Here is a 20,642-nt window from a genome sequence, read left to right on the forward strand (position 1 = left end):
AGACGAAGGTGAGCGAACCATTGGCCGAAAGTTTCGGCGCGCCATGCTTGGCCAACAGCAGCGGCCCGTAGAACTTGCTGTCGACAACCTTTTGCGCCGCCGAAAGCTCGATGTCGGGCAACAGCCGGTAGGCGCCTTCGATATCGGCCGCCGTGCTGACGATATGCTCGAGCCGGCCGATGCGCGCGAACAGCGCCGCGACCTCGGCCTCGCGGCTGATGTCTGCCACCGCCGTTGCCAGCGCGGCCGGGCGATCGAGCTCATCGCGCGCGGCGTTCAGCCTCGCTGCATTGCGCCCGGCGATGATGACGCCGGAGCCTTCGGCGAGGCAGCGCCTGGCAAGCGCCAGCCCCATGCCCGAACTGCCGCCGACGATCAGGACTTTTGTCTCGTCCATGTCCATGCCTTTCCTTTGCATGGACGGTGATGTGGCAGGCCGGCCGGCGGAGCGGAAACGGAAGAAACCGATAGTGTTATCGGAGAGTCCGATGGTTGGCTGGCGCGGCTTTGATAATTCAACCAGGCAGGGCAGGGGGGCGCCAAGAAACGCGGCCTTAAATTCCCACGACTATAAGCTAAGGCGGCGGCGTCTCGACAGGGCTGGCGGGACAGCGCGCCCTCTGGTCTGCCGGCCGTCTCCCCAACAAAGGGGAAGATCGGAGCCTCGGCTCAGGCAAGAAGGAACACCGATGGCCCCCATCAAGGTCGACCCGAGCAAGGTCCACGAGTTCTCGGACGCTGAAAGCTTCTACGCCTGGCTCAGCCAAAACCACGCCGGCGAAAGCGAGGTCTGGATCAAGATCCACAAGGTTGGCTCTGGCCTTCCTTCGATCACGCCGAAGGAAGCGATCGACGTCGTGCTCTGCTTCGGCTGGATCGATGCGGTGCGCAAGTCGCTCGACGAGAAGAGCTTTCTGCAGCGCTACACGCCGCGCGGCAGGAAGAGCATCTGGAGCAGGATCAACGTCGACAACGTCGCGCGCTTGATCGAAGAGGGCCGCATGACGGAGCATGGCCTGCGCGAAGTCGAGGCGGCCAAAGCCGATGGCCGCTGGGACCGCGCCTATGGCGGCTCGAAAGAGATGACAATTCCGCCCGACCTGCAGGCCGCGATCGATGCCGAACCGAAGGCCAAAGCGATGCTGGCAAAGCTTTCGGCGCAGAACCGTTTCGCGCTCGCCTTCCGCGTCCACAACATGAAGACCGAGGCGGGGCGCAAGAAGAAGATCGAGACGTTCGTCGAAATGCTGAAGCGCGGCGAGACGATCTATCCGCAGAAGAAGTAGGGCACGATCCGGACCGGACGACCGCGCCAGCGACCCGGTAAGCAAAAACGCCGCCTTTGAGGGACGGCGTTTCCGGGAAGCGATGATCCCGAACCCTGTTGAAGCGGTCCGGGATCATTCGGTCATGAAGTCTTTGGCCAATTGCTGAAAAGCCAAAAGCTGGCGACGCGCCTTATGCGGCGACCTTCTTGCCGTGCTTCTTGTGGGTACGCTTCTTGGTGTGGTGCTTCACATGATGCTTCTTGGCGTGATGCTTCGAGTGCTTCTTCACGTGATGCTTGCGGGCGTGACGGCGATGATGCTTGACATGCTTCTTGTGCGGGCCGTTGGCGTCCGGCTTGGCCGTCTGGGTGGCCGCAGCCGGAGCCGCGGTGGTCGTCGTGGCCGCAGCCGTCGTGGTCGCGGCGGCGTTGGCTTCGGTAGTGCCGAGCGCCGGCACCGCGAAAGCAAGCGCGACCGCCAGGCCGAGAACGGAGAGAAGGGTCTTTTTCATAAGTCGGCATTCCTTTTTCGAAGATCGATATCAGGTTGTCGCTGGCCGTAGTTCGGCTGCTCCGGTGCCGCTTATGACAGCCGGTCTTTTCGCGAGTTTTTCCGGGCTGTTGAATCTTGTTTCCGGATTGTGTCTGGCGGGGAGGGGGCGCTTGCTGGTCAATTCGACCTGCCCCGGCTGGGTCGCGACATGGGCGATGCCGGCGGCCGCCCCGTCGCGCAAGGCGCGGCCGGCATCGTCTGCGCCGCAACCTTGCCCGACGGTCCGACCGGCGGCTTTTTAGCGATGGCAAGCGGCTGCCCTGGTGAAGGGACACCATGCTGCCCCCAACCTATCCGCATGCTACGAAAATAGCATTCCCGGCCAGCGAAATGTGATGCTAGGCTCGCGCCCGTGCACCCAAGGCGCGCGGCGGCCCAGCCGCAAACGAGCAGGCCCGCAAGAATAGGAGTGGCAGGCGGGATCGAGGCCTCAATCCACAATCCGACGGAACTGTTGAACCATTGCGAGGTCCGCCGCGTTTCCCGTGGTTGACCACAAGGGAGGAACTACCAGTGAAAGCATCCTATCTCGTCTCCGCCGCGCTCATTGCGGCATCCGCAATGCCGGCGGCGGCTGGCGAAATCTCGGACGGCAAGGTCAAGATCGGCATCTTGAACGACCAGTCCGGCGTCTATGCCGATTTCGGCGGCAAATGGTCGGTCGAGGCCGCCAAGATGGCGGTCGAGGATTTCGGCGGCAAGGTGCAGGGCGCGCCGATCGAGATCGTCAGCGCCGACCACCAGAACAAGCCGGACATCGCCTCCAACATCGCGCGCCAGTGGTACGACACCGAGCAGGTCGACGCGATCATGGAGCTCACCACGTCTTCCGTCGCGCTCGCCGTCCAGGGGCTTTCCAAGGAAAAGAAGAAGATCGACATCGTCACCGGCGCCGCCTCCACCGACCTCACCGGCAAGCAGTGCTCGCCCTATGGTTTCCACTGGGCCTACGACACCCACTCCCAGGCGGTCGCCACCGGCGGCGCGCTGGTGCAGCAGGGCGGCGACAGCTGGTATTTCATCACCGTCGACTATGCATTCGGCTATTCGCTGAAGGACCAGACCGCCAAGCTCGTGGAATCCAGTGGCGGCAAGGTGCTGGGCGAGGTGCGCTATCCGCTTGGCTCCACCGACTATTCCTCCTTCCTGCTGCAGGCGCAGTCCTCCGGCGCCAAGATCATCGGCCTAGCCAATGCCGGCCTCGACACCTCGAACTCGATCAAGCAGGCGGCCGAGTTCGGCATCGTCGCCGGCGGCCAGCGGTTGGCGGCGCTGCTCTTCACGCTGGCCGAGGTGCATGGCCTTGGCCTGCAGGCGGCGCAGGGCGTTGTGCTGACGGAAGGCTATTACTGGGACCGCGACGATGTGAGCCGCGATTTCGCGCAACGCTTCTTCAAGCGCACCAACCGCATGCCAAACATGGTCCAGGCCGGCACCTATTCGGCGGTGACGCAGTATCTGAAGGCCATCGACAAGGCCGGCACCGACGAGACTGAAGCGGTGGCCAAGCAATTGCATGAGATGCCGGTCAACGACGTGTTCACGGTGAACGGCAAGGTGCAGGCCGACGGCTCGATGGTGCACGACATGTATCTCTACCAGGTCAAGAAGCCGGAGGAGAGCAAGAAGGACTGGGACTACTACACCTACCTGGCGACCATTCCCGGCGACAAGGCCTTCATGAAAGCCGAGGACAGCGGCTGCCCGCTCGTCAGCAAGTGACGCTCGACACCGCCATCGCCGTCCGCCGGGACGGCATCGACCAGACGCCGCGGGTGGTGCTTTCCGCCCGCGGCCTGCGGCGCGACTTCGCCGGATTCGTCGCCGTGAAGGATGTCGACCTCGACGTCCACCACGGCAGGATCCATGCCTTGATCGGTCCGAACGGCGCCGGCAAGACCACCATCTTCAACCTGTTGACCAAATTCCTGCAGCCGACCAGCGGCACCATCCAGCTGCTCGGCACCGACATCACCCGCACGCCGCCGGCCAAGGTGGCGCGCATGGGCCTTGTACGCTCCTTCCAGATATCGGCGATCTTTCCGCATCTCAGCGTGCTCGACAATGTGCGCGTCGCGCTGCAGCGTCCGGGCGGGCTGGGCTATCAGTTCTGGCGCCCGGTCTCGGCGCTGGACCAGCTGACGCCCCGGGCGCGCGAGCTGCTCGCCATAGTCGGGCTCGACGACGCCGCGCATCGGCTGGCGGGCGATCTCTCCTATGGCAGGAAGCGTGTGCTGGAAATCGCCACCACGCTGGCGCTCGATCCAAAAGTTCTGCTGCTCGACGAGCCGATGGCCGGCATGGGGCATGAGGATGTCGGCACGATCTCAGGCATCATCCGCTCGCTGGCGAAAGACCGCGCCGTGCTGATGGTCGAGCACAACCTCACCGTCGTTGCCGATCTCTGCGACTGGATCACCGTCATGCAGCGCGGCCAGGTGCTTGCCGCCGGCGACTACGCGACTGTGAGCCAGGACGAGCGCGTGCGCGTCGCCTATATGGGGACCGAGCATGAGTGAGCCACTGCTTGCCGTGCGCGACCTTCATGCCTGGTACGGCGAGGGCCATGCGCTGCACGGCGTCAACCTCGAAGTCCTGCGCGGCGAGACGGTTACGCTGCTTGGCCGCAACGGCGTCGGCAAGACGACGACGCTGCGCGCCATCATGGGGCTGATCCGCAAACGGACGGGCAGCGTCACTTTCAATGGCAAGGACCTGATCCGCCTGCCGCTGCACCGCGTCGCCCACCAGGGCATCGGTTTCGTGCCGGAGGAGCGCGGCATCTTCGCCACGCTCACCGTCGACGAAAATCTGATCCTCCCGCCGGTGGTGGCCAAGGGCGGCATGAGCGTGGAGGAGATCTTCGACCTCTTCCCCAACCTCAAGGAACGTCGCAACAGCCAGGGCACGAAGCTTTCCGGCGGCGAGCAGCAGATGCTGGCGATCGCCCGCATCCTGAGGACCGGCGTCGAAATGCTTTTGCTCGACGAGCCGACCGAAGGCCTTGCGCCGGTCATCGTCCAGCGCATCGGCGAATTGTTGGCGACGCTGAAGAAGCGTGGCATGACCATCCTTTTGGTCGAGCAGAATTTCCGCTTCGCCGCCCGCATCGCCGATCGCTTCTACCTGATGGATCACGGCAAGGTGGTGGAAGGTTTCCCGGTCGGCCAGCTTTCCGCGCACACCGACAAACTGCACGAGGTGCTGGGGGTATGATGGCCAAATGACCATGATCTTCGGTATCCCCATCCAAGCCTTGCTCGGCCAACTGCTTGTCGGCCTGATCAACGGCTCTTTTTACGCCATGCTCAGCCTCGGGCTGGCCGTCATCTTCGGGCTCTTGCGCATCATCAACTTCGCCCATGGCGCGCTCTATATGTTCGGCGCCTTCATCGGCTATCTGCTGCTCGTCCATCTCGGCATCGGCTACTGGCCGGCGCTGATCATCGTGCCTTTGGCCGTCGGCCTGTTCGGCATCGTGGTGGAGCGCGTAGCACTGTCGCGGCTCTACCGGCTCGACCCGCTTTATGGCCTGCTTTTCACCTTCGGCCTTGCGCTGGTCATCGAAGGCGTGTTCCGCTTCTATTATGGCGTCTCCGGCAATCCTTACGCGGTGCCGACCCTGCTTGCCGGAGGCACCAATCTCGGCTTCATGTTCCTGCCCAATTACCGCGGCTGGGTGGTGGTGGCCTCGCTCATCGTCTGCATCGGCACCTGGCTGCTGATCGAAAAGACCAGGCTCGGCTCCTATTTGCGCGCCGCCACGGAGAACCCCGAGCTGGTGCAGGCTTTCGGCGTCAACGTGCCGCTGCTGCTGACGCTCACTTATGGGCTGGGCGCAGCACTTGCCGGGCTGGCCGGCATTCTTGCGGCGCCCGTCTACCAGGTCAGCCCGCTGATGGGATCGGACCTCATCATCGTCGTCTTCGCCGTCGTCGTGGTCGGCGGCATGGGCTCGATCCTCGGCGCCATCGTCACCGGCTACATGCTCGGCCTCGCCGAGGGCCTGACCAAAGTTTTCTATCCGGAGGCCTCGAACCTGGTGGTCTTCGTCATCATGGCAATCGTGCTTTTGCTCCGCCCCGCGGGCCTGTTCGGAAGGGACGCGTAGATGAGCGAGGCGACCCTTCACGCAGAGCGCCCCGCTGCCTCCGTCCGGCTGGAACGGGCGCTTGTGGCGCTGGGGATCATGGCGCTCGTCGCCGCCCCGTTCGTCATCTACCCGATCTTCGTCATGAAGATGCTGTGCTTCGCGCTGTTCGCCTGCGCCTTCAACCTGCTCCTCGGCTACACCGGGCTGCTTTCCTTCGGCCACGCCGCCTTCTTTGGCGGCGCCGCCTATTTCTGCGCCTATGCCGTGAAAGCCTGGGGCTGGCCGCCCGAGGCCGGCATCCTGCTCGGCGCTGCGGGCGCGGCAGGCATGGGCCTCGTCGTCGGCTTCCTCGCCATCCGCCGGCAAGGCATCTATTTCGCCATGATCACGCTGGCGATGGCGCAGATGTTCTATTTCTTCTGCGTGCAGGCGCCCTTCACCGAAGGCGAGGACGGCATCCAGGGCGTGCCGCGGGGCCATCTCTTCGGCATGCTCGACCTCAACGTGCCGATGAACATGTATTTCTTCGTGCTCGCCATCTTCCTGATAGGCCTTTTCGCCATCTGGCGCATCGTCAACTCGCCCTTCGGCATGATCCTGCGCTCGATCCGCGAGAACGAGAACCGTGCCATTTCGCTCGGCTATTCCGTCGGCCGCTACAAGCTCGCCGCCTTCGTCATGTCGGCGGCCCTTGCCGGCCTCGCCGGCGCGGTGAAGGCGATCGTCTTCCAGTTCGCGACCCTCACCGACGTCACCTGGCAGATGTCGGGCGAGGTCATCCTGATGACGCTTCTTGGCGGCATCGGCACCATGGTCGGCCCGGTGGTCGGCGCCGGCCTCGTCGTCGGCCTCGAGAACACCCTTGCCACCTCCGGATTCCCGGTGACGATAGCGACCGGCGTGATCTTCATGGTCTGCGTGCTGATCTTCCGGCGCGGGATCGTTGGGGAGATCTATGCGCGGTTGCTGGGGAGGGAAGGCGGCAAGAGCTCTTAAGCAGCCGCCTCGAACCGTTTAATTTCCTTGAGCTCTTCCTGCAGCGACGCGCCCTCCACGGCCAGGTCGTAACTGGCTTGCATGTTCATCCAGAACTGTGGCGTGGTCCCAAAGAATTTGGCGAGACGCAGAGCGGTGTCCGGCGTAACGGGCGTGGTCTCGTTGGCGAGGCGCTCGATGCGGGTACGTGGGACGTGAAGCTTTTTCGCCAGGGTGTAGGGCTTCAGGTCGAGTGGCTCTAGGAACTCGGCCCGCAATATCTCGCCGGGATGAATAGGCTTATCGAGGTTGATCATTGGTTCCGCTCCTGTCGGACAGAGCTGTTGGTTTAGCTAATGGCAGTCGGTGATCTCCACATTGTCCGCTCCTCCATCGGTCCACCGAAAGCAAACACGAAATTGGTCGTTGATACGGATTGAGTACTGACCGGCGCGATCGCCCTTCAGCGCTTCAAGCCGATTTCCCGGTGGGACTTTCAGGTCGGCCAGTTCGGCTGCGTTGCCCAGCATGAACAGTTTCCGCTGAGCGACACGAATGAGATCTGCCGGAAATCCTTTCGGAGCTTTGCCTGTCGAAATCGCTTCAGTGGTCTTGTCTCTGAACGAACGTATCATCCACCACTGCCCCTCGTAACGTATCTTTGCATGATACGTCTCCGAGATCAAGCGCAGAGTATCATGCCGCGATACGAAATGCCCCGAGGGATCATGTTGAGTGAGGTGCGCCCACCGGCACCTCCAGCCCGACCTTCACCCGATCCATCGCAACGAACGTGCGAAACCGCCTGACGTTGTTGTTCTCAAAGAACAATCGCCGGGTCAGCGCCTCGTAGTCGGCCATCGTCGCCACGGTGACGACTAGGATGAAGTCGGCCTCGCCGGTCACGTAATAGCATTGCTGCACTTCCGGCACCGCGGCGAAGCCGCGCTTGGCGGCGTCGATCAGCTCGGCCCGCTCGCTCTCCACCTCGACCTCGACGAAGATGGTGATCGGATGGCCGACCTTGGCCGGATCGACCAGCGCGACATTGGCGCGGATGACGCCCATTTCCTCCATGTGCTTGATGCGCCGCTGCACGGCCGGCGCCGAGAGGTTCACCGTCTCGCCGATAATGCGCTGGGGCGTGCTGTTGTCCTTCTGCAGGATGGCGAGGATGGCGCGGTCGAAGGCGTCGAGGTCGGGCAAAATGGACATGACAGCATCTAAACGAAACAAACTTGCATTTCAGGTGCCGAAACAGAGCGCCTTTCTCACTGGACTTGCAATAAATTTCAGCCAACAAGACAGAGAGAGCCGATCCATGTTCCTCCTTAACCACCACCCGAGCCATCGCCAGCCGCTGACCGAACAAGACGCCGCGACGCTTGGGCTCGCCGGAGCCGCCGAGGCCGAGCGCTTCCTGGCCGCACGCGACAACCATGCCGAGACGCCGCTGCATGCTTTGCCGGCGCTGGCCGGCGAACTCGGAATCGCCGCGCTCCACATCAAGGACGAGGGTAAGCGCCTCGGCCTCGGCAGCTTCAAGGCGCTGGGCGGCGCCTACGCCGTCATCCGACTGGTGCTGGAAGAGGCCGAGGAACGGCTCGGCCGCGCTATCGATGTCGCGGAATTGCATGGGCCCGACGTGCAGGCGATTGCGGCCGGGATGACCTTCGCCTGCGCGACCGACGGCAATCATGGACGCTCGGTGGCGCAGGGCGCCGGCCTGGTCGGTGCGCGCTCCGTCATCTTCGTCCATTCGGGCGTAAGCAGCGAACGCGTGGCGGCGATCGCCCGCTTCGGCGCCGAGATCGTGCGCATCGCCGGCGATTACGACCAGTCGGTCAGGGAAGCCGCCCGTGTCGCCGCCGAGCGCGGCTGGACCGTCGTCTCCGACACATCCTGGCCGGGCTATGAGCGCATCCCGGGGCTGGTGATGCAGGGCTACACCGTTATCGTGCGCGAAGCGCTGAGGCGCTTGCCGCAGCCGCCCACCCACGTCTTCCTGCAGGCCGGCGTCGGCGGCCTCGCCGCGGCGGTGGCCGGCCATTTCGCCATCGTGCTTGGCGAAGATCGCCCGACGGCAATCGTGGTCGAGCCCGCGCGGGCGGCGTGCGTCTACGCCACCGCGAAGGCGGGGCGTCCAATCGCGATTGCGCACAGCAAGCCCACGGTGATGGCGATGCTCGAGTGTTATGAACCGTCGCTCGTAGCCTGGCGCGTGCTGTCGCGGCTTGGCGATGCTTTCATGACCGTGGACGAGGAAGACGCGGTTTCGGTGATGAACCGCCTGGCGCGGCCTTCAGGCACTGATCCGGCGATCGTTTCCGGCGAGAGCGGCGGGGCAGGGCTCGCCGGGCTGATCCGCGCTGCCGGCGACAAGAAGATGCGCGGGGCTCTCGGCCTCGATGCCCAGTCGCGCGTGCTCATCATCAACTCCGAAGGCGCGACCGACCCCGGCCGCTATGCCGAGCTGGTCGGGATGGCGCCGGACGAGGTTGCGCTTGCGAGGCAGCCGGCATGAGCAGTCTGACGATCAATGCCGACCGTCTGCTTGGCCGTATCGAGGAGCTCGGCAGCCTCGGTCGCGATGCGCAGGGCCGGCTCGTCCGCGTTGCCGCCTCCGACATGGACAAGCTTGGCCGCGACCGCCTTGTCGGTTGGCTGGAAGAGGCAGGGCTCGACGTCGCCATCGATCGCATGGGCAACATCTTCGGCATCTGGCAGGGCGACGCCGAGGCAGGCCAGGAAGCGGTGATGCTCGGCTCGCACATCGACACGGTGATCGACGCCGGCATCTATGACGGCTGCTACGGCGTGCTTGCCGGCCTCGAAGCGATCGAGAGCCTGAAGGAGGCAGGATTCGCGCCGGCGCGCCCGCTTGTGGTCGCCGCCTTCACCAATGAGGAGGGCGTGCGCTATTCGCCTGATATGATGGGCTCGCTGGTCTTTGCCGGCGGCCGGGATATCGAAGAGGCGCTGGCCTCGATCGGCACCGACGGCTCGGTGCTGGGTAAGGAGTTGGAGCGCATCGGCTATGCCGGCCGACATCAGCCCGGCTTCCTCAAGCCGCATGTCTATGTCGAGCTGCATGTCGAACAGGGGCCGGTGCTGGAGCGCGAGGGCATCGCCATCGGCGCGGTCGAGAACCTGCAGGGCATTTCCTGGCAGCGCATAACCATCGACGGCGTGGCCAACCATGCCGGCACCACGCCGATGTCGATGCGCCAGGATGCCGGCGTCGCCGCCGCGCGGGTGATCAGCTTCCCCGCTGACCGAGCCAGCGCCTCGCCGACGCCCACGGTCGCCACCGTTGGCACCATTGCTTTCGAGCCAAACGCCATCAACGTCATCCCGTCGCGGGCAATCTTCACCATCGACCTTCGCGATCCGAACGAAATGCATCTTCGCGAAGCGGAAGCGGCGCTCGCCGCCTTCCTGGACGACCTTGCTGCAAGCGCCGGCGTCACCATCCATGCCGAAAGCCTGGCGCGCTTCGAGCCGGTGACGTTCGATGCCGGCATCGTCTCGCTGATCGAGGATGGCGCCAGAGCCGCCGGCCTCTCCTGCCGGCGCATGACGTCGGGCGCGGGGCACGACGCGCAGATGATTGCCCGCATTGCGCCGTCCGCGATGATCTTCGTGCCGAGCCGGGGCGGCATCAGCCACAGCCCGGACGAGTTCACCGCCGCCGACGAACTGGTTGCGGGCGCCAATGTCCTGCTTGGCGTCGCCGCCCGGCTGGCAGCCGCCTGATCGCGGAACCAAACGGTATGTTGTCGACGGCAGGTGCCGCCAAGGCGAAACACCACCAAAAATAGTCATCTCGAAACGTTGCGTGCCACCAAGGCGGGAATCCGGCGACATCTGATCGAAACAAACTTCAATCACTAGCCAGATCAGGGAGCGCGATTCTCGCGCGCGTCAAAAAAGTTCAGTGTATCGAAGAAAGAATAGCATGCTGCTCATCAACCAGCGCCCCGAACACAACCAGCCGCTGGTGCCGGCCGACGCCGAGGCCCTCGGCCTGGCGGGCGCCGACCGGGCCGAGCATTATCTGAGGGCTCGCGACGACCATGCCGAAACGCCTCTCTATGCCTTGCCGGCGCTGGCCAATGGCCTCGGCATCGCAGCACTGCATGTCAAGGACGAGGGCCAGCGTCTTGGCCTTGGCAGCTTCAAGGCGCTGGGCGGCGCCTATGCCGTCATGCGGCTGGTGCTGGAAGAGGCCGGCAAGCGCTTCGGTCGCGAAGTCGATATCTGCGAAATTAACGATCCGAAGCTGCGCGCTATCGCCGCCCAGATGACCTTCTGCTGCGCCACCGATGGCAACCACGGCCGATCGGTCGCGCAGGGGGCGGGCCTCGTTGGCGCGCGTTCGGTCATCTACGTCCATGCCGGCGTCAGCGCCGAGCGCGTGGCGGCCATCGCCCGCTTCGGCGCCGAGATCGTGCAGGTCGAGGGCGGTTATGATCAGGCGGTCCGCGAAGTCGCCCGGGTCGGCGCCGAGCGCGGCTGGAAGATCGTCTCCAACACCTCCTGGCGCGGCTACGAGCGCATTCCGGGGCTTGTCATGCAGGGCTACACGGTGATCGTGCGCGAGGCGCTGCGGCACATGGCCGAACCGCCCACGCACGTCTTCCTGCAGGCCGGCGTCGGCGGTTTTGCGGCGGCGCTTGCGGGCTATATGGCAATTCTGCTCGGCGAGGGGCGGCCGAAGGCCGTGGTGGTCGAGCCGAGGCGCTCGGCTTGCGTCTACGCCTCGGTGGAGGCCGGCCGTCCCGTAACGATCGCTCCTCAGCTGTCGACGGTGATGGCGATGCTGGAATGCGCCGAGCCGTCCCTGATCGCCTGGCGGGTGCTGGCCCGCGTCGGCGACGTCTTCATGACCGTCGACGAAGACGACGCGGTCGCGGTGATGAACCGGCTGGCCCGGCCCTTGGACAACGATCCGGCCATCGTTTCCGGCGAGAGCGGCGGCGCGGGGCTTGCCGGGCTGATCCGCGCAGCCGGAGACAAGGGCATGCGCGCGGCTCTCGGGCTCGATGCGACGTCGCGTGTCCTCGTCATCAATTCGGAAGGCGCGACCGACGCCGGCCGTTACACCGAGCTGGTCGGGGCGGTGCCGCGGGAGCTGGAGCTGCAGATCGCCTGAAGGATTTTCAGGAAAGCGGGCTTCCCCCCGGAATCGATGGAAATGAAGCGCAACTTCGGGAAGACTCGCCTGGAACGAGCGCTGGGGAAAGAGAAGATGGCTGACCTCGACCAGCAGCAGCTGCATCGCGCGATGACGGCCTGGCGGCGCGACCTCCACGCCCACCCGGAATTCGGCTTCGAGGAAAAGAGCACCGCCGCCTTCGTGGCGGAGAAGCTTCGCGCCTTCGGGCTCGAAGTCGCGGAAGGCATCGGCGGCACCGGCGTTGTCGGCACGCTGGCCAGGGGCAGCGGCAATCGCGCGATTGCGCTGCGCGCCGACATGGATGCGCTGCGCATCGCCGAGCAAGGGACGCGAGCCTGGACCTCGCAGACGCCCGGCACCATGCATGCGTGCGGCCATGACGGCCACACCGCCATGCTGCTCGGCGCGGCGAAGCTGCTGGCGGAAGAAGGGGGCTTCGACGGCACGGTGCGGTTCATCTTCCAGCCGGCCGAGGAGTGGGGCAGGGGCGCGCTTGCGATGATCGAAGACGGGCTCATCGAACGCTTTCCCTTCGAGGAAATCTTCGGGCTGCACAATATGCCGGGCTTGCCCATCGGCCACTTCGAAACCCGGAGCGGTCCGATCATGTCGGCCGAGGACAATTTCGAGATCGTGCTGAAAGGCTTGGGCGGCCACGCCGCCAGGCCGCACGACGCTCGCGAGACGCTGATTGCCGCCTGCGCGCTGGTCGTCAACCTGCAGACCATCGTCTCGCGACGCCTGAGCCCCGTCGATATCGGCGTCGTCTCGGTCACCGAGCTCATCACCGACGGCACCCGCAACGCGCTGCCCGGCCTCGCCCGCATCCTTGGCGACTGTCGCAGTTTCCGGCCCGAGGTGAGCGCGGCGATCGAGAAGGAGATGCGCGGCATCGCCGAAGGCACGGCGCAGGCCTATAACGTAGCGGCTGAGGTCACTTACACGCGCGAGTTCGTGCCCTTGATCAACGACGCGGCGCTGGTGAATGAGGCGCTTGCTGCGGCCCGAACGGTGCTGGCCGGCGATGCCGTCGGCATCGCCGCCGAGCCGATGACCGCCTCGGAGGATTTCGCCCGCTTCCTCACCGAAGTGCCCGGCTGTTTCGTCTTCCTCGGCAACGGCAATTCCGCCCCGCTGCACAACCCGGCCTACGATTTCAACGATGAAGGCCTGCTGCATGGCGCGCGTTTCCACGCGGCGGTGGTGCGGCGAAGGCTGGCGGCGGGGTAAGGGCGTCTGCGATTGGCGAAAGCGGCGGAGCTTCTGCTTCGTCATCCTCGAGCTTGACCCGAGGATCCATTCGATGACCTTTGGCGTAGAGTTCGGCAGCGCAGAATACTGTAGCTGTTGCAACGCTTTAGCGTAACGGCATGAATCCCAGGGTCTGCGCGCGTCGCTTCGCTCCTTGCTTCGCCCTCGGATGACGAAGCAGATGGGCCGCGATCCTTCGCGCCCCCCTGTTCTGCCGGACCTTTCCTCCAAAAAGCGGGGAGATTGGCAGCTTCACCCCAGTAACCCTTTTTTGTCAGCTTTCATGCACTATGCCCGAACGGGGACGGCAAGAACGAGGGCATGGCGGACGACACCAAACGCAACGGCGAATTCTGGGCGCTGGCGCTCGATCGCGCCCAGCTCGGCCTATGGGACTGGAATCTCCCGACGGGCGATTGCTACTATTCGCCGACCTGGTGGAAGATGCTGGGTTATGCCGAGGGCGAGCTCGATACCTCCGATCTGTGGCTGAAGCTCACTCATCCCGACGACTGCGAGCGAGCACTGGCGAGCGGCGACCGCCATATCGCTGGTGACACCGAGTCGATCGAGACGGAACTACGGCTGAAGCACAAGGACGGCCGCTGGGTCTGGGTGCTTGACCGCGGCGGCATCGTCGAGCGCGATGCCGAGGGCAAGCCGCTGCGCCTGATGGGCGTGCAGACCGATATCACCAGGCAGAAGGAGGCCGAGGCCGCGCTTGAGCAGGTCAATGTCCGCTTGCGGCTCGCGCTCGCCGCCAGCGGCACCGGCATCTGGCACTACGATATCGGCACCAACAAGAGCTATTGGGACCCGCGCACTAGGGAGATCTTCGGCCTGGTCAGCGATACCGACGAGGTGACGGCCGATCTCTGGCACACCTATCTCCACCCGGACGACAAGGAGGCCACCGAGCGCGCGCATCTGCCGCCGCCGGGCTCGAAAAGCGTGACCGCCACGCAATACCGTATCGTCCGGCGCGACGGCTCGGTCCGCCATGTCGAGTCGCTGGTGCGTTTGATCGCCGGCGCCGGCTCGGCCGGCCAGATCCTCGGCACGGTACGCGACATCACCGACGAGACGAAGCGCGCCGAGGAGCTCGCTTACGCCGCCCATCACGATGCGCTGACCGGGCTGTGGAACCGCTCGGCCTTCGACCGGCTGCTCGCCGAAAACATCGGCGCGGCGGACCGGCTGCCGCTTGCCGTCTTTTATGTCGACCTCGACTACTTCAAGGCGCTGAACGACTATGCCGGCCATGCCGCGGGCGATATCGCGCTGAAGAGCGTCGCCGGCGGCATCCGCGCCAGCCTGCCGCCTTCGGCCCACGCCGCGCGCCTCGGCGGCGACGAATTCGCGCTGCTGGTTCCGAACTGCAACGACGCTTGCGCCGAGCGGCTGGCGCGTGCCGTGCTCGCCGCGGTGCGCGACGCCGATCTCGGCTCCGCCGTGTCGTCCCGCAGGCTAGCCGCCAGCATCGGCATCGCCTTCGTGCGCGATCCCCGGACGACGGTAACCGATGCGCTCGCCTGCGCCGACGATGCCTGCTACGCCGCCAAAGCCGGCGGGCGCGACCGCTTCGCCGTGTTCTCGGCCGAAACAGCTTCCGGAGCCGGCGGCCTCAACGCCGCGCGGCTTGCCGCCGATCTGGTCGATGCCATGGAGGACAGCCGGTTGAAGCTGTTCGGCCAGGAGATCCATCGCCTCGGCAGGCCTTGGCAAGACAGCCGCCATGTCGAGGTGCTGGCGCGGCTCGAGGCGCGCAACGGCAAGCTGATCTTGCCGGGCGAGTTCATGCCGGTGGCCGAACGCTTCGGCCTTGCCGCCCGGCTCGACCGCTGGATCATCCGCACGGCGCTGTCGCGCCATGGCAGGGCGATGCTCTCCGGCGCCGTCTCGCTCGGCTTCAACCTGTCGGCGCAGACGCTCTCCGATCCGCAGCTTTGGGATTTCGTCGACGCGGCGATCGCCGAGAACGGCGCGCCGCCGTCTGCAATCGGCTTCGAGATCACCGAGACCGCGGCTGTCACCAATTTCGACGCAGCGGAGGAATTCGTGCGCCGGGCAAGGCTGCGCCATTGCCGTGTCAGCCTCGACGATTTCGGCGCCGGCATGAGCTCGTTCGAATATCTGCGGCGCTTTCCTATCGATGCGATCAAGATTGACGGCTCCTTCGTCCAGCACATCGCCGACAGCCGCTTCGACCGCGAGATCGTCTCGGCAATCGCCGGCATCGCCCGCTCGATGGGCTGCGCCGTCGTGGCCGAGAAGGTCGAGGGGAAAAGCGCGCTGGAGATCCTCGTCGGCATGGGCGTCGGCTATGGCCAAGGCTATTTCCTGCACCGGCCAGAGCCGCTGGAGGCGATCGTCGCGCGGGCCGCGGCTGAGAAGCCACAAGCCCGGGTGGGTGTCGCAAAATAAGCTACGCTAAAATTGCGAGCGCCCTCCGCGATTGCCGAGGCAGCTCGGCCTGGATCAGCTCGGCATTCGCCCGATACAATGTCCCGCGATCATCGACCCGCAAGACGCGGACCCGCTAGACTGGCGCTGGAAAAGCATCTGGGCAGGATCGACGAGACCGCTGCGATCAAGTCTGGCGAAATTGGGCTCTACGGCAATTGATGCGATGGAGAGCCAATCTCCTCCTTGGGGGAGATGCCCCGGCATGGCAGAGGGGGGCCGCCGGCGTTTACCCCATCAACCCACCGCAATACCCCGGCCGAAGCCACGCCGATGACCACCGTCGGCAGCATCGACAGTCTTGTCGCCGCGAGCAATGTGATGACGAGCGCCGCCAGATCGGCCGGATTCTTCGACACGAAGTCGGGCGCGATCACCGAGATCAGCACGCAGCCGGGCGCGGCTTCCATCACGGCGGTGGCGCGTGGACTGAGCGTGCCGTTCCTGAGCACGACATAGCCGCCGATCCGCGTCAAATAGGTGACGCCGGCCATGGCGAGGATGGCGAGGACGGTCCAGGGCTCGATCATTTCTCACCTGCCAGAAGCCAGGCGGACACCAACCCGGACAGCGCGCCTGTCGCCACGTACCAGGCGCCCGGAACGACCAGATAAGTTGCCGCCGCCACCACTAGGCTGACAAGCCAGGGGCGCGCCGCGGCAAAACCCTTCCACATGCCGCGCAGCAGCACCAGGAACACTGCCGGAAAGGCCATGGCGAAGCCGTAGCGCTCGACGTTGCCAAGCACCGGCCCGAGCGCCGCTCCGCAGGTCGTGAAAATCACCCAGGCAAGATAGAAGGGAAGGGCAGTTCCCGCATAGTAGGCGAGGCTGAAGGCTGGCCGCAGTCCGCTGGCCGCGCGGCGCTTCGCGTCGGCGAGCCCGAGCGCAAAGCTCTCGTCGCACATCAAGAACAGCGCGGGCAGCGCCTTGCGTTTGGGCAGGTGGCGCAGGAACGGCGCAAGTGCCGCGCCCATCAGGAAATGCCGGCTGTTGACCAGCAATGTGATGGCGGCGATCAACAGCACATGCGGCGGCGAGGTCCAGAGCTGGATGGCGGCAAATTCGGAGCCGCCGGCGAAGTTGAGGCCCGTCATCAACGGCACCTCGACGACGCTCAAGCCCTTCTGCGCGGCCTGCGCGCCCAGCACGAGTGCGTAGGGGACAATGCCAAGCAGCACCGGCGTCGAGGCGGCGGCGCCCCGCCGGAATTCGGCGCCGCGTGCTTCGGCGGGAGGGTGGCCCAGGGTTATCTCGGAAACGCTCATGGCTCTTCTTCGGCCAGCCTTGCGGGGCGGCCTTCTCCGGTTGCTCGATGGTCGGTTATCGCTGGCCACCATAGCCGAAATGCTCCGCAATCGGGTTGCGAAGATGCGCCGTTTCTGCCAAGGTTTGGCATTGGATAGCGAGAATTAGCCAATATTGGAATCAGACGCCATGAAGCTGGATGAGATCGACAAGCGGATCCTGCGCGCCCTGCAGCGCGACGGGCGCATGGCCAACAACGATCTTGCGAGAGAGGTCGGCCTGTCGCCGTCACCCTGTCTGAGGCGCGTAAAATTGCTGGAGGAGGCTGGCGTCATCGACCGCTATGTCGCGGTGCTCAACCCGGCCAAGATCGGTCGCGGTCATACCTTCTTCACTCGCATCTGGCTGAAGCAGCAGGACGAGGACACGATCGAGCATTTCGCCAGGGAGGTGGGCAAGCTGCCCGAGGTGCTGGAATGCTATCTGATGCTGGGCGATTGCGACGCTATGGTGCGGGTTGTGGCGGCGGGCATCGAGGACTATCGCCGCTTCCAGTCGGAGCACTTAAGTCGCATCAAGGGGGTGCAGAACGTCAAGACCGACGTTCCCAGCCAGACGGTCAAGCAGACTTCGGAGATGCCGCTTTAGATCTTCCCTTTTTTCCTTGAGGGAGAAGGTGACCGCGAACCGTCGGGATGCTGCTGGAAGGACCGCCGCGGCAATGAGGCGCCAGTTTCCCAGCGCCTCGTTTCGTCTCTATCGTCTCGGCGCTGCGCGCCTGTCCGCCGTCTCCGGCAAGGGAGAAGGCGAACCCACGCCTAATGTTGGGCGTGGTGCTCCGCGTTGCGTTTGCGCGTCGCCGCCGCCTTCTTGGCGGAAGCAGAACGCTCGGCCGCCGAGCGCGAGCTTGACGCTTTGCCGCCGGCCTTGCCGCCCTTGTGCGCCGCCGGATGGCCGGTGTGCTTGCCGCGGCCCGAGCCGCCCGCCTTCTTGCCGCCGCCATCGTCCTTGTTGACGGTCGCCCAGGCCCGGCGCTCGGCTTCCTTCTCGGAGACGCCGCGCTTTTCGTAGCCCTCGGCGATATGGTCGGCCTTGCGCTCCTGCTTGTCGGTGTATTTCGATTTGTCTCCGCGTGGCATTTTTCTTCTCCTGTTGGGCTGAGAGGAGCCGCCCTACGGCTCCTTCTTCGTTTTCACGGCGTCGCCGAGATCGGACCGCTCGGGGTCCTGGTTGTTCTCGCCGGCCGCGTCGCGATCCTTGTCGGGATCGTCCTTGGCTGGCAGATAACCTCTCGGCCGATTGGCTTTCGGACCTTCCCAACGTGGCCATTGATCGGATGTGCCTGGACGTCCCGTACGGGGTGAGTTGCTCATCGTTGCCTCGCTTTCAGAGAGCCGGTCAGCCCTCGGCCTTCATGGTTCGTGCGATTTCAAGCAGCTTGTCGCGGTCATGCCCGTGCTCGCGGATCAGCTCGCGCGCCTGCTTCGGTGAAAGGTCGGTGTTCTCGGCCAGGAACCGCACGTCCGGATCGTCGCCGCCCTTGGTCGGCAGCCTTGCGTCTTGTGCCGTTCGGCCAGCGCCCGGGCGATGTGGAAGTTTGCTTTTATCCATCGTTTTCTCCTTCCGATAACCAACCCTTGGCGAAAGGACTGGTTCCTTCGCCGAGCTGGCGACCGCGATGAGGCAGGGCGCCTGAAACGGGCTGCGGTCGTGCGGGGCTGGGGCTACGCCTTCTCGTTTTCGTGCCCGCGCTCGGCAGCTTCCTTCTTGCGGCGCAGCACTTCGTCGGTGCCGACGATGTCCTTCGCGCCACCGCTGATGGCGGTGGAGACGACCGCGGGCGGATCGCTCGCCGGGAAACTATCTTCGAGACCGGACTGCAATTGTTCTTCCAGCGTGTCCGGGTTCTCCGAGCGTCCTTGCGTGCGGCGGCCGTCGATCTGTTCCACATCCTGTTTGGCGTCGGGATGCTCGCGCACATTGCGCAGCGTGGACACGACGAGTTCGATCGCGAACTCCTTCATTGCCTCGACGTCTCCCGTGACGACGTCCGCTTCTTCGATGACGCGGATGAGGGACGCCTCGACCTTGTCCATCTCGCTCTTGCCTTGACAGCGCGCCAGCTTCTGGCTCAGGGCGGTGATGAGCAGCGGAGCGAAGGTCGAATAGGCCTGCATACGTGTCTCATCGACACGTTCGGGGTGAAGTGTGCGCACGGACATTGTTGCCTCCGTTCAAACGTCCTGCCGACGGCCGAGCCGCCGGGGTTTCGGAGGAACCAAGGGGAGGGGAAGAAGTTCCAAATTGGATGTTCTGGGCGGCGTCCCGCGAAGGGATCGCGGGACGCCTGCTTAAGCTCAACGCTGGCCGCCCTTGCGGCCGGCTTCGGATGCACGTTCGCGGTCTTCGGCGAAGTTGCCGCTGCCGCCCCTGTGCTGACCTGAATCCTGCTGACGCATGTTGCGGTCCTCGGCCTGCTGCTGGCCGCGACGCTGATCGTCGCGGTTCTTGTGGCTCTGCTGGCCTGCTTTGACGTGCTGTTGGTGAGTTCCGCCTTGATTAGGCATATCTGCAGCTCCGTTGTGTGGGATTGGTCTTCGGGGTTTGATTCAAGGAGGTTCGACCGCCTTGAGCAATGAGAACCGCTGCCCGCGATCGATGTTCCCCCACGAAATATTTCGTGAATCCTTTTAGCCCGACCATGCCGCGACAGCCTTGTCGTGCGTCGCCGGTCCGCGCGGGCGCCAGGGCCCGGGGCCACGGTCGGTCTCTTTCCTACGACTGAAGTCGGAGTGGCTCGCGCATTGGGCCCTCGACGGCAACCAAAGCGGAGGCTTCGAGTTGGTAGCGGTCGTCGACGAAGTCCCCTTCATCGGCGCCGTTTTGGGTGCCCGCCGTTTCCGCGCAAATGGCGGGCATCCAATACCATCCACAATCATTGGAACCAGGAAGTCGCGCGGCCGGCTTCGAAAGCGAGACGACGTTTTGACCTTTATTTCTGCAAAGCCCAATCTGCGAGAGCCCGAAAGCCTGCCCGCGAACGACAATCGCCTCTCCGTCCTCGCCGACACCTCGATTCTCCAATTCCTCAACGACGACGACGATGTCACCGACATCACCAGGCGCGCCGAGCGCCTTGGCAATGCCGTGGTGATTGTTATGGCGCTTTGCCTGATCGTTGCGCCGGCGATTTACCTCACCCTGGCCTACGGCCTGTAGCCGCAAAAAACTCGCCGAGCCTTGCGGCTGTCTCGGCCGGCGCCTCCTCGGGAAAGAAATGCCCGCCGGGCATCGTCCCGCCGCTGACCCCGCCGCTGACCCCGCCGCTGACGTCGTCGGCCCACTCCCGCCACAGTGCCAGCGGACCGCCCTCTCGCGCGTACCATTCGGCGAGCGCGCCATGTCCGCTCCATAGCGCAAGCATCGGGCAGCCGATGCGCCGGCCGGCTTTGCGGTCCGCCTGATCGTGCTCACGGTCGAGCGTCGCTGCCGCACGGTATTCCTCGCAGATGGCGTGCGCGTGGGCTGGATCGCGCAAGGCCTCGGCATAAGCCTGCCGGACCTCGGCGGGAAAGGCGGCAGGCGAGGAACCCCAGCCGGCCAGCGCGCTGTCG

24 protein-coding genes and 2 pseudogenes are annotated in these 20,642 nt (G+C 64.9%); 13 read left to right on the plus strand and 13 right to left on the minus strand.

Annotated features, from left to right (window positions below; translation table 11 throughout):
- On the minus strand, positions 1 to 403 hold a 403-nt coding region (locus EOA79_RS16925), incomplete at its 3' end, for an SDR family NAD(P)-dependent oxidoreductase (RefSeq protein ID WP_128293115.1).
- A 286-nt stretch (positions 404 to 689) separates the two neighbouring features.
- Between EOA79_RS16925 and EOA79_RS16930 the strand changes: the two genes are divergently transcribed.
- Positions 690 to 1,286, plus strand: a complete 597-nt coding sequence (locus EOA79_RS16930) for a YdeI/OmpD-associated family protein (protein ID WP_095801378.1) — start codon at positions 690 to 692, stop codon at positions 1,284 to 1,286.
- Positions 1,287 to 1,458: 172 nt separating this feature from the next.
- On the opposite strand, the gene EOA79_RS16935 is transcribed toward EOA79_RS16930, so the two are convergent.
- Positions 1,459 to 1,779, minus strand: coding sequence for a hypothetical protein (locus tag EOA79_RS16935; RefSeq protein ID WP_095824513.1), 321 nt, complete (start codon positions 1,777 to 1,779; stop codon positions 1,459 to 1,461).
- A gap of 554 nt (positions 1,780 to 2,333) precedes the next feature.
- Here EOA79_RS16935 and EOA79_RS16945 point away from each other — a divergent pair.
- Genes EOA79_RS16945 through EOA79_RS16965 form a run of 5 tightly spaced genes read left to right on the plus strand, consistent with a single transcriptional unit; the run spans position 2,334 to position 6,909 of the window.
- On the plus strand, positions 2,334 to 3,542 hold the full coding sequence (locus EOA79_RS16945; RefSeq protein ID WP_127335473.1) for an ABC transporter substrate-binding protein: 1,209 nt from the start codon (positions 2,334 to 2,336) through the stop codon (positions 3,540 to 3,542).
- Positions 3,543 to 3,556: 14 nt separating this feature from the next.
- The gene (locus tag EOA79_RS16950; protein ID WP_164748365.1) at positions 3,557 to 4,339 is read left to right on the plus strand and encodes an ABC transporter ATP-binding protein; all 783 of its coding nucleotides are present in this window, start codon (positions 3,557 to 3,559) and stop codon (positions 4,337 to 4,339) included.
- On the plus strand, positions 4,332 to 5,036 hold the full coding sequence (locus EOA79_RS16955) for an ABC transporter ATP-binding protein (RefSeq protein ID WP_066998451.1): 705 nt from the start codon (positions 4,332 to 4,334) through the stop codon (positions 5,034 to 5,036). The genes EOA79_RS16950 and EOA79_RS16955 overlap by 8 nt, the downstream gene beginning before the upstream one ends.
- Positions 5,037 to 5,043: 7 nt before the next feature.
- The gene (locus EOA79_RS16960) at positions 5,044 to 5,931 is read left to right on the plus strand and encodes a branched-chain amino acid ABC transporter permease (protein ID WP_066998448.1); all 888 of its coding nucleotides are present in this window, start codon (positions 5,044 to 5,046) and stop codon (positions 5,929 to 5,931) included.
- Positions 5,932 to 6,909, plus strand: coding sequence for a branched-chain amino acid ABC transporter permease (locus tag EOA79_RS16965; RefSeq protein ID WP_127335474.1), 978 nt, complete (start codon positions 5,932 to 5,934; stop codon positions 6,907 to 6,909).
- Here the strand turns inward: EOA79_RS16965 and EOA79_RS16970 are convergent.
- The 3 genes from EOA79_RS16970 to EOA79_RS16980 all read right to left on the minus strand — a co-directional run bounded on the left by EOA79_RS16970 (position 6,906) and on the right by EOA79_RS16980 (position 8,103).
- Positions 6,906 to 7,205, minus strand: coding sequence for a HigA family addiction module antitoxin (locus EOA79_RS16970; protein WP_067322571.1), 300 nt, complete (start codon positions 7,203 to 7,205; stop codon positions 6,906 to 6,908). The two genes, EOA79_RS16965 and EOA79_RS16970, sit on opposite strands and share 4 nt — an antisense overlap.
- Positions 7,206 to 7,241: 36 nt before the next feature.
- On the minus strand, positions 7,242 to 7,523 hold the full coding sequence (locus EOA79_RS16975) for a type II toxin-antitoxin system RelE/ParE family toxin (RefSeq protein WP_095824667.1): 282 nt from the start codon (positions 7,521 to 7,523) through the stop codon (positions 7,242 to 7,244).
- Positions 7,524 to 7,614: 91 nt separating this feature from the next.
- A complete protein-coding gene (locus EOA79_RS16980) occupies positions 7,615 to 8,103 on the minus strand; it encodes an Lrp/AsnC family transcriptional regulator (RefSeq protein ID WP_095824511.1) in 489 nt (162 codons plus the stop codon).
- 106 nt (positions 8,104 to 8,209) lie between these two features.
- Here EOA79_RS16980 and EOA79_RS16985 point away from each other — a divergent pair, with 106 nt between their 5' ends.
- From EOA79_RS16985 to EOA79_RS17005, 5 genes are all read left to right on the plus strand, one after another.
- Positions 8,210 to 9,412 carry a diaminopropionate ammonia-lyase gene (locus EOA79_RS16985; protein WP_095824510.1) on the plus strand — a complete coding sequence of 401 codons (1,203 nt, stop codon included), beginning with the start codon at positions 8,210 to 8,212 and terminating at the stop codon, positions 9,410 to 9,412.
- On the plus strand, positions 9,409 to 10,644 hold the full coding sequence (locus tag EOA79_RS16990) for a Zn-dependent hydrolase (RefSeq protein ID WP_095824509.1): 1,236 nt from the start codon (positions 9,409 to 9,411) through the stop codon (positions 10,642 to 10,644). Before EOA79_RS16985 ends, EOA79_RS16990 begins: the two co-directional genes overlap by 4 nt.
- Before the next feature lie 202 nt (positions 10,645 to 10,846).
- Positions 10,847 to 12,043, plus strand: coding sequence for a diaminopropionate ammonia-lyase (locus EOA79_RS16995; protein ID WP_095824508.1), 1,197 nt, complete (start codon positions 10,847 to 10,849; stop codon positions 12,041 to 12,043).
- A 96-nt stretch (positions 12,044 to 12,139) separates the two neighbouring features.
- Positions 12,140 to 13,297 carry a M20 aminoacylase family protein gene (locus tag EOA79_RS17000; protein WP_127335630.1) on the plus strand — a complete coding sequence of 386 codons (1,158 nt, stop codon included), beginning with the start codon at positions 12,140 to 12,142 and terminating at the stop codon, positions 13,295 to 13,297.
- Positions 13,298 to 13,639: 342 nt separating this feature from the next.
- The gene (locus tag EOA79_RS17005; protein WP_127335629.1) at positions 13,640 to 15,742 is read left to right on the plus strand and encodes an EAL domain-containing protein; all 2,103 of its coding nucleotides are present in this window, start codon (positions 13,640 to 13,642) and stop codon (positions 15,740 to 15,742) included.
- A gap of 272 nt (positions 15,743 to 16,014) precedes the next feature.
- Here EOA79_RS17005 and EOA79_RS17010 read toward each other — a convergent pair.
- Positions 16,015 to 16,311: pseudogene (locus tag EOA79_RS17010) on the minus strand (AzlD family protein); the annotation flags it as partial.
- Positions 16,308 to 17,048, minus strand: coding sequence for an AzlC family ABC transporter permease (locus EOA79_RS17015; RefSeq protein ID WP_095824506.1), 741 nt, complete (start codon positions 17,046 to 17,048; stop codon positions 16,308 to 16,310). The pseudogene EOA79_RS17010 and the gene EOA79_RS17015, both read right to left, overlap by 4 nt.
- Before the next feature lie 169 nt (positions 17,049 to 17,217).
- Between EOA79_RS17015 and EOA79_RS17020 the strand changes: the two genes are divergently transcribed.
- Entirely contained in the window at positions 17,218 to 17,676 is a 459-nt protein-coding gene (locus tag EOA79_RS17020) for an Lrp/AsnC family transcriptional regulator (RefSeq protein WP_095801368.1), read from the plus strand.
- 170 nt (positions 17,677 to 17,846) lie between these two features.
- On the opposite strand, the gene EOA79_RS17025 is transcribed toward EOA79_RS17020, so the two are convergent.
- The 5 genes from EOA79_RS17025 to EOA79_RS34270 form a co-directional block, all read right to left on the minus strand.
- Positions 17,847 to 18,167 carry a plasmid stabilization protein gene (locus EOA79_RS17025; protein WP_095801367.1) on the minus strand — a complete coding sequence of 107 codons (321 nt, stop codon included), beginning with the start codon at positions 18,165 to 18,167 and terminating at the stop codon, positions 17,847 to 17,849.
- Positions 18,168 to 18,200: 33 nt separating this feature from the next.
- Positions 18,201 to 18,401: a hypothetical protein gene (locus EOA79_RS17030; protein ID WP_067322603.1), complete on the minus strand. Its 201-nt coding sequence runs from the start codon at positions 18,399 to 18,401 to the stop codon at positions 18,201 to 18,203.
- Between the two features lie 25 nt (positions 18,402 to 18,426).
- Positions 18,427 to 18,639 carry a hypothetical protein gene (locus EOA79_RS17035; protein ID WP_066998409.1) on the minus strand — a complete coding sequence of 71 codons (213 nt, stop codon included), beginning with the start codon at positions 18,637 to 18,639 and terminating at the stop codon, positions 18,427 to 18,429.
- A gap of 113 nt (positions 18,640 to 18,752) precedes the next feature.
- The gene (locus EOA79_RS17040) at positions 18,753 to 19,205 is read right to left on the minus strand and encodes a hypothetical protein (protein ID WP_245430647.1); all 453 of its coding nucleotides are present in this window, start codon (positions 19,203 to 19,205) and stop codon (positions 18,753 to 18,755) included.
- A gap of 180 nt (positions 19,206 to 19,385) precedes the next feature.
- Positions 19,386 to 19,595: a KGG domain-containing protein gene (locus EOA79_RS34270; protein WP_066998404.1), complete on the minus strand. Its 210-nt coding sequence runs from the start codon at positions 19,593 to 19,595 to the stop codon at positions 19,386 to 19,388.
- Positions 19,596 to 20,013: 418 nt separating this feature from the next.
- On the opposite strand from EOA79_RS34270, the gene EOA79_RS17050 reads away from it, so the two are divergent.
- Entirely contained in the window at positions 20,014 to 20,247 is a 234-nt protein-coding gene (locus tag EOA79_RS17050) for a hypothetical protein (RefSeq protein ID WP_095824505.1), read from the plus strand.
- Here EOA79_RS17050 and EOA79_RS17055 read toward each other — a convergent pair.
- A pseudogene (locus tag EOA79_RS17055) lies at positions 20,225 to 20,642 on the minus strand (alpha/beta hydrolase); the annotation flags it as partial. The gene EOA79_RS17050 and the pseudogene EOA79_RS17055 overlap by 23 nt on opposite strands.

The organism is Mesorhizobium sp. M1A.F.Ca.IN.020.03.2.1, from assembly GCF_004023205.1.
Lineage (GTDB): Bacteria > Pseudomonadota > Alphaproteobacteria > Rhizobiales > Rhizobiaceae > Mesorhizobium.

Coding starts and splice junctions, on each gene's coding strand:
- EOA79_RS17040 (WP_245430647.1), bottom strand. CDS start 19,205: ATGCAGGCCTATTCGACCTTCGCTCCGCTGCTCATCACCGCCCTGAGC.
- EOA79_RS16995 (WP_095824508.1), top strand. CDS start 10,847: ATGCTGCTCATCAACCAGCGCCCCGAACACAACCAGCCGCTGGTGCCG.
- EOA79_RS16955 (WP_066998451.1), top strand. CDS start 4,332: ATGAGTGAGCCACTGCTTGCCGTGCGCGACCTTCATGCCTGGTACGGC.
- EOA79_RS16965 (WP_127335474.1), top strand. CDS start 5,932: ATGAGCGAGGCGACCCTTCACGCAGAGCGCCCCGCTGCCTCCGTCCGG.
- EOA79_RS16975 (WP_095824667.1), bottom strand. CDS start 7,523: ATGATACGTTCGTTCAGAGACAAGACCACTGAAGCGATTTCGACAGGC.
- EOA79_RS17035 (WP_066998409.1), bottom strand. CDS start 18,639: ATGGATAAAAGCAAACTTCCACATCGCCCGGGCGCTGGCCGAACGGCA.
- EOA79_RS16970 (WP_067322571.1), bottom strand. CDS start 7,205: ATGATCAACCTCGATAAGCCTATTCATCCCGGCGAGATATTGCGGGCC.
- EOA79_RS16935 (WP_095824513.1), bottom strand. CDS start 1,779: ATGAAAAAGACCCTTCTCTCCGTTCTCGGCCTGGCGGTCGCGCTTGCT.
- EOA79_RS17020 (WP_095801368.1), top strand. CDS start 17,218: ATGAAGCTGGATGAGATCGACAAGCGGATCCTGCGCGCCCTGCAGCGC.
- EOA79_RS16985 (WP_095824510.1), top strand. CDS start 8,210: ATGTTCCTCCTTAACCACCACCCGAGCCATCGCCAGCCGCTGACCGAA.
- EOA79_RS17005 (WP_127335629.1), top strand. CDS start 13,640: ATGGCGGACGACACCAAACGCAACGGCGAATTCTGGGCGCTGGCGCTC.
- EOA79_RS34270 (WP_066998404.1), bottom strand. CDS start 19,595: ATGCCTAATCAAGGCGGAACTCACCAACAGCACGTCAAAGCAGGCCAG.
- EOA79_RS17025 (WP_095801367.1), bottom strand. CDS start 18,167: ATGCCACGCGGAGACAAATCGAAATACACCGACAAGCAGGAGCGCAAG.
- EOA79_RS16960 (WP_066998448.1), top strand. CDS start 5,044: ATGACCATGATCTTCGGTATCCCCATCCAAGCCTTGCTCGGCCAACTG.
- EOA79_RS17015 (WP_095824506.1), bottom strand. CDS start 17,048: ATGAGCGTTTCCGAGATAACCCTGGGCCACCCTCCCGCCGAAGCACGC.
- EOA79_RS17000 (WP_127335630.1), top strand. CDS start 12,140: ATGGCTGACCTCGACCAGCAGCAGCTGCATCGCGCGATGACGGCCTGG.
- EOA79_RS16980 (WP_095824511.1), bottom strand. CDS start 8,103: ATGTCCATTTTGCCCGACCTCGACGCCTTCGACCGCGCCATCCTCGCC.
- EOA79_RS17030 (WP_067322603.1), bottom strand. CDS start 18,401: ATGAGCAACTCACCCCGTACGGGACGTCCAGGCACATCCGATCAATGG.
- EOA79_RS16990 (WP_095824509.1), top strand. CDS start 9,409: ATGAGCAGTCTGACGATCAATGCCGACCGTCTGCTTGGCCGTATCGAG.
- EOA79_RS16930 (WP_095801378.1), top strand. CDS start 690: ATGGCCCCCATCAAGGTCGACCCGAGCAAGGTCCACGAGTTCTCGGAC.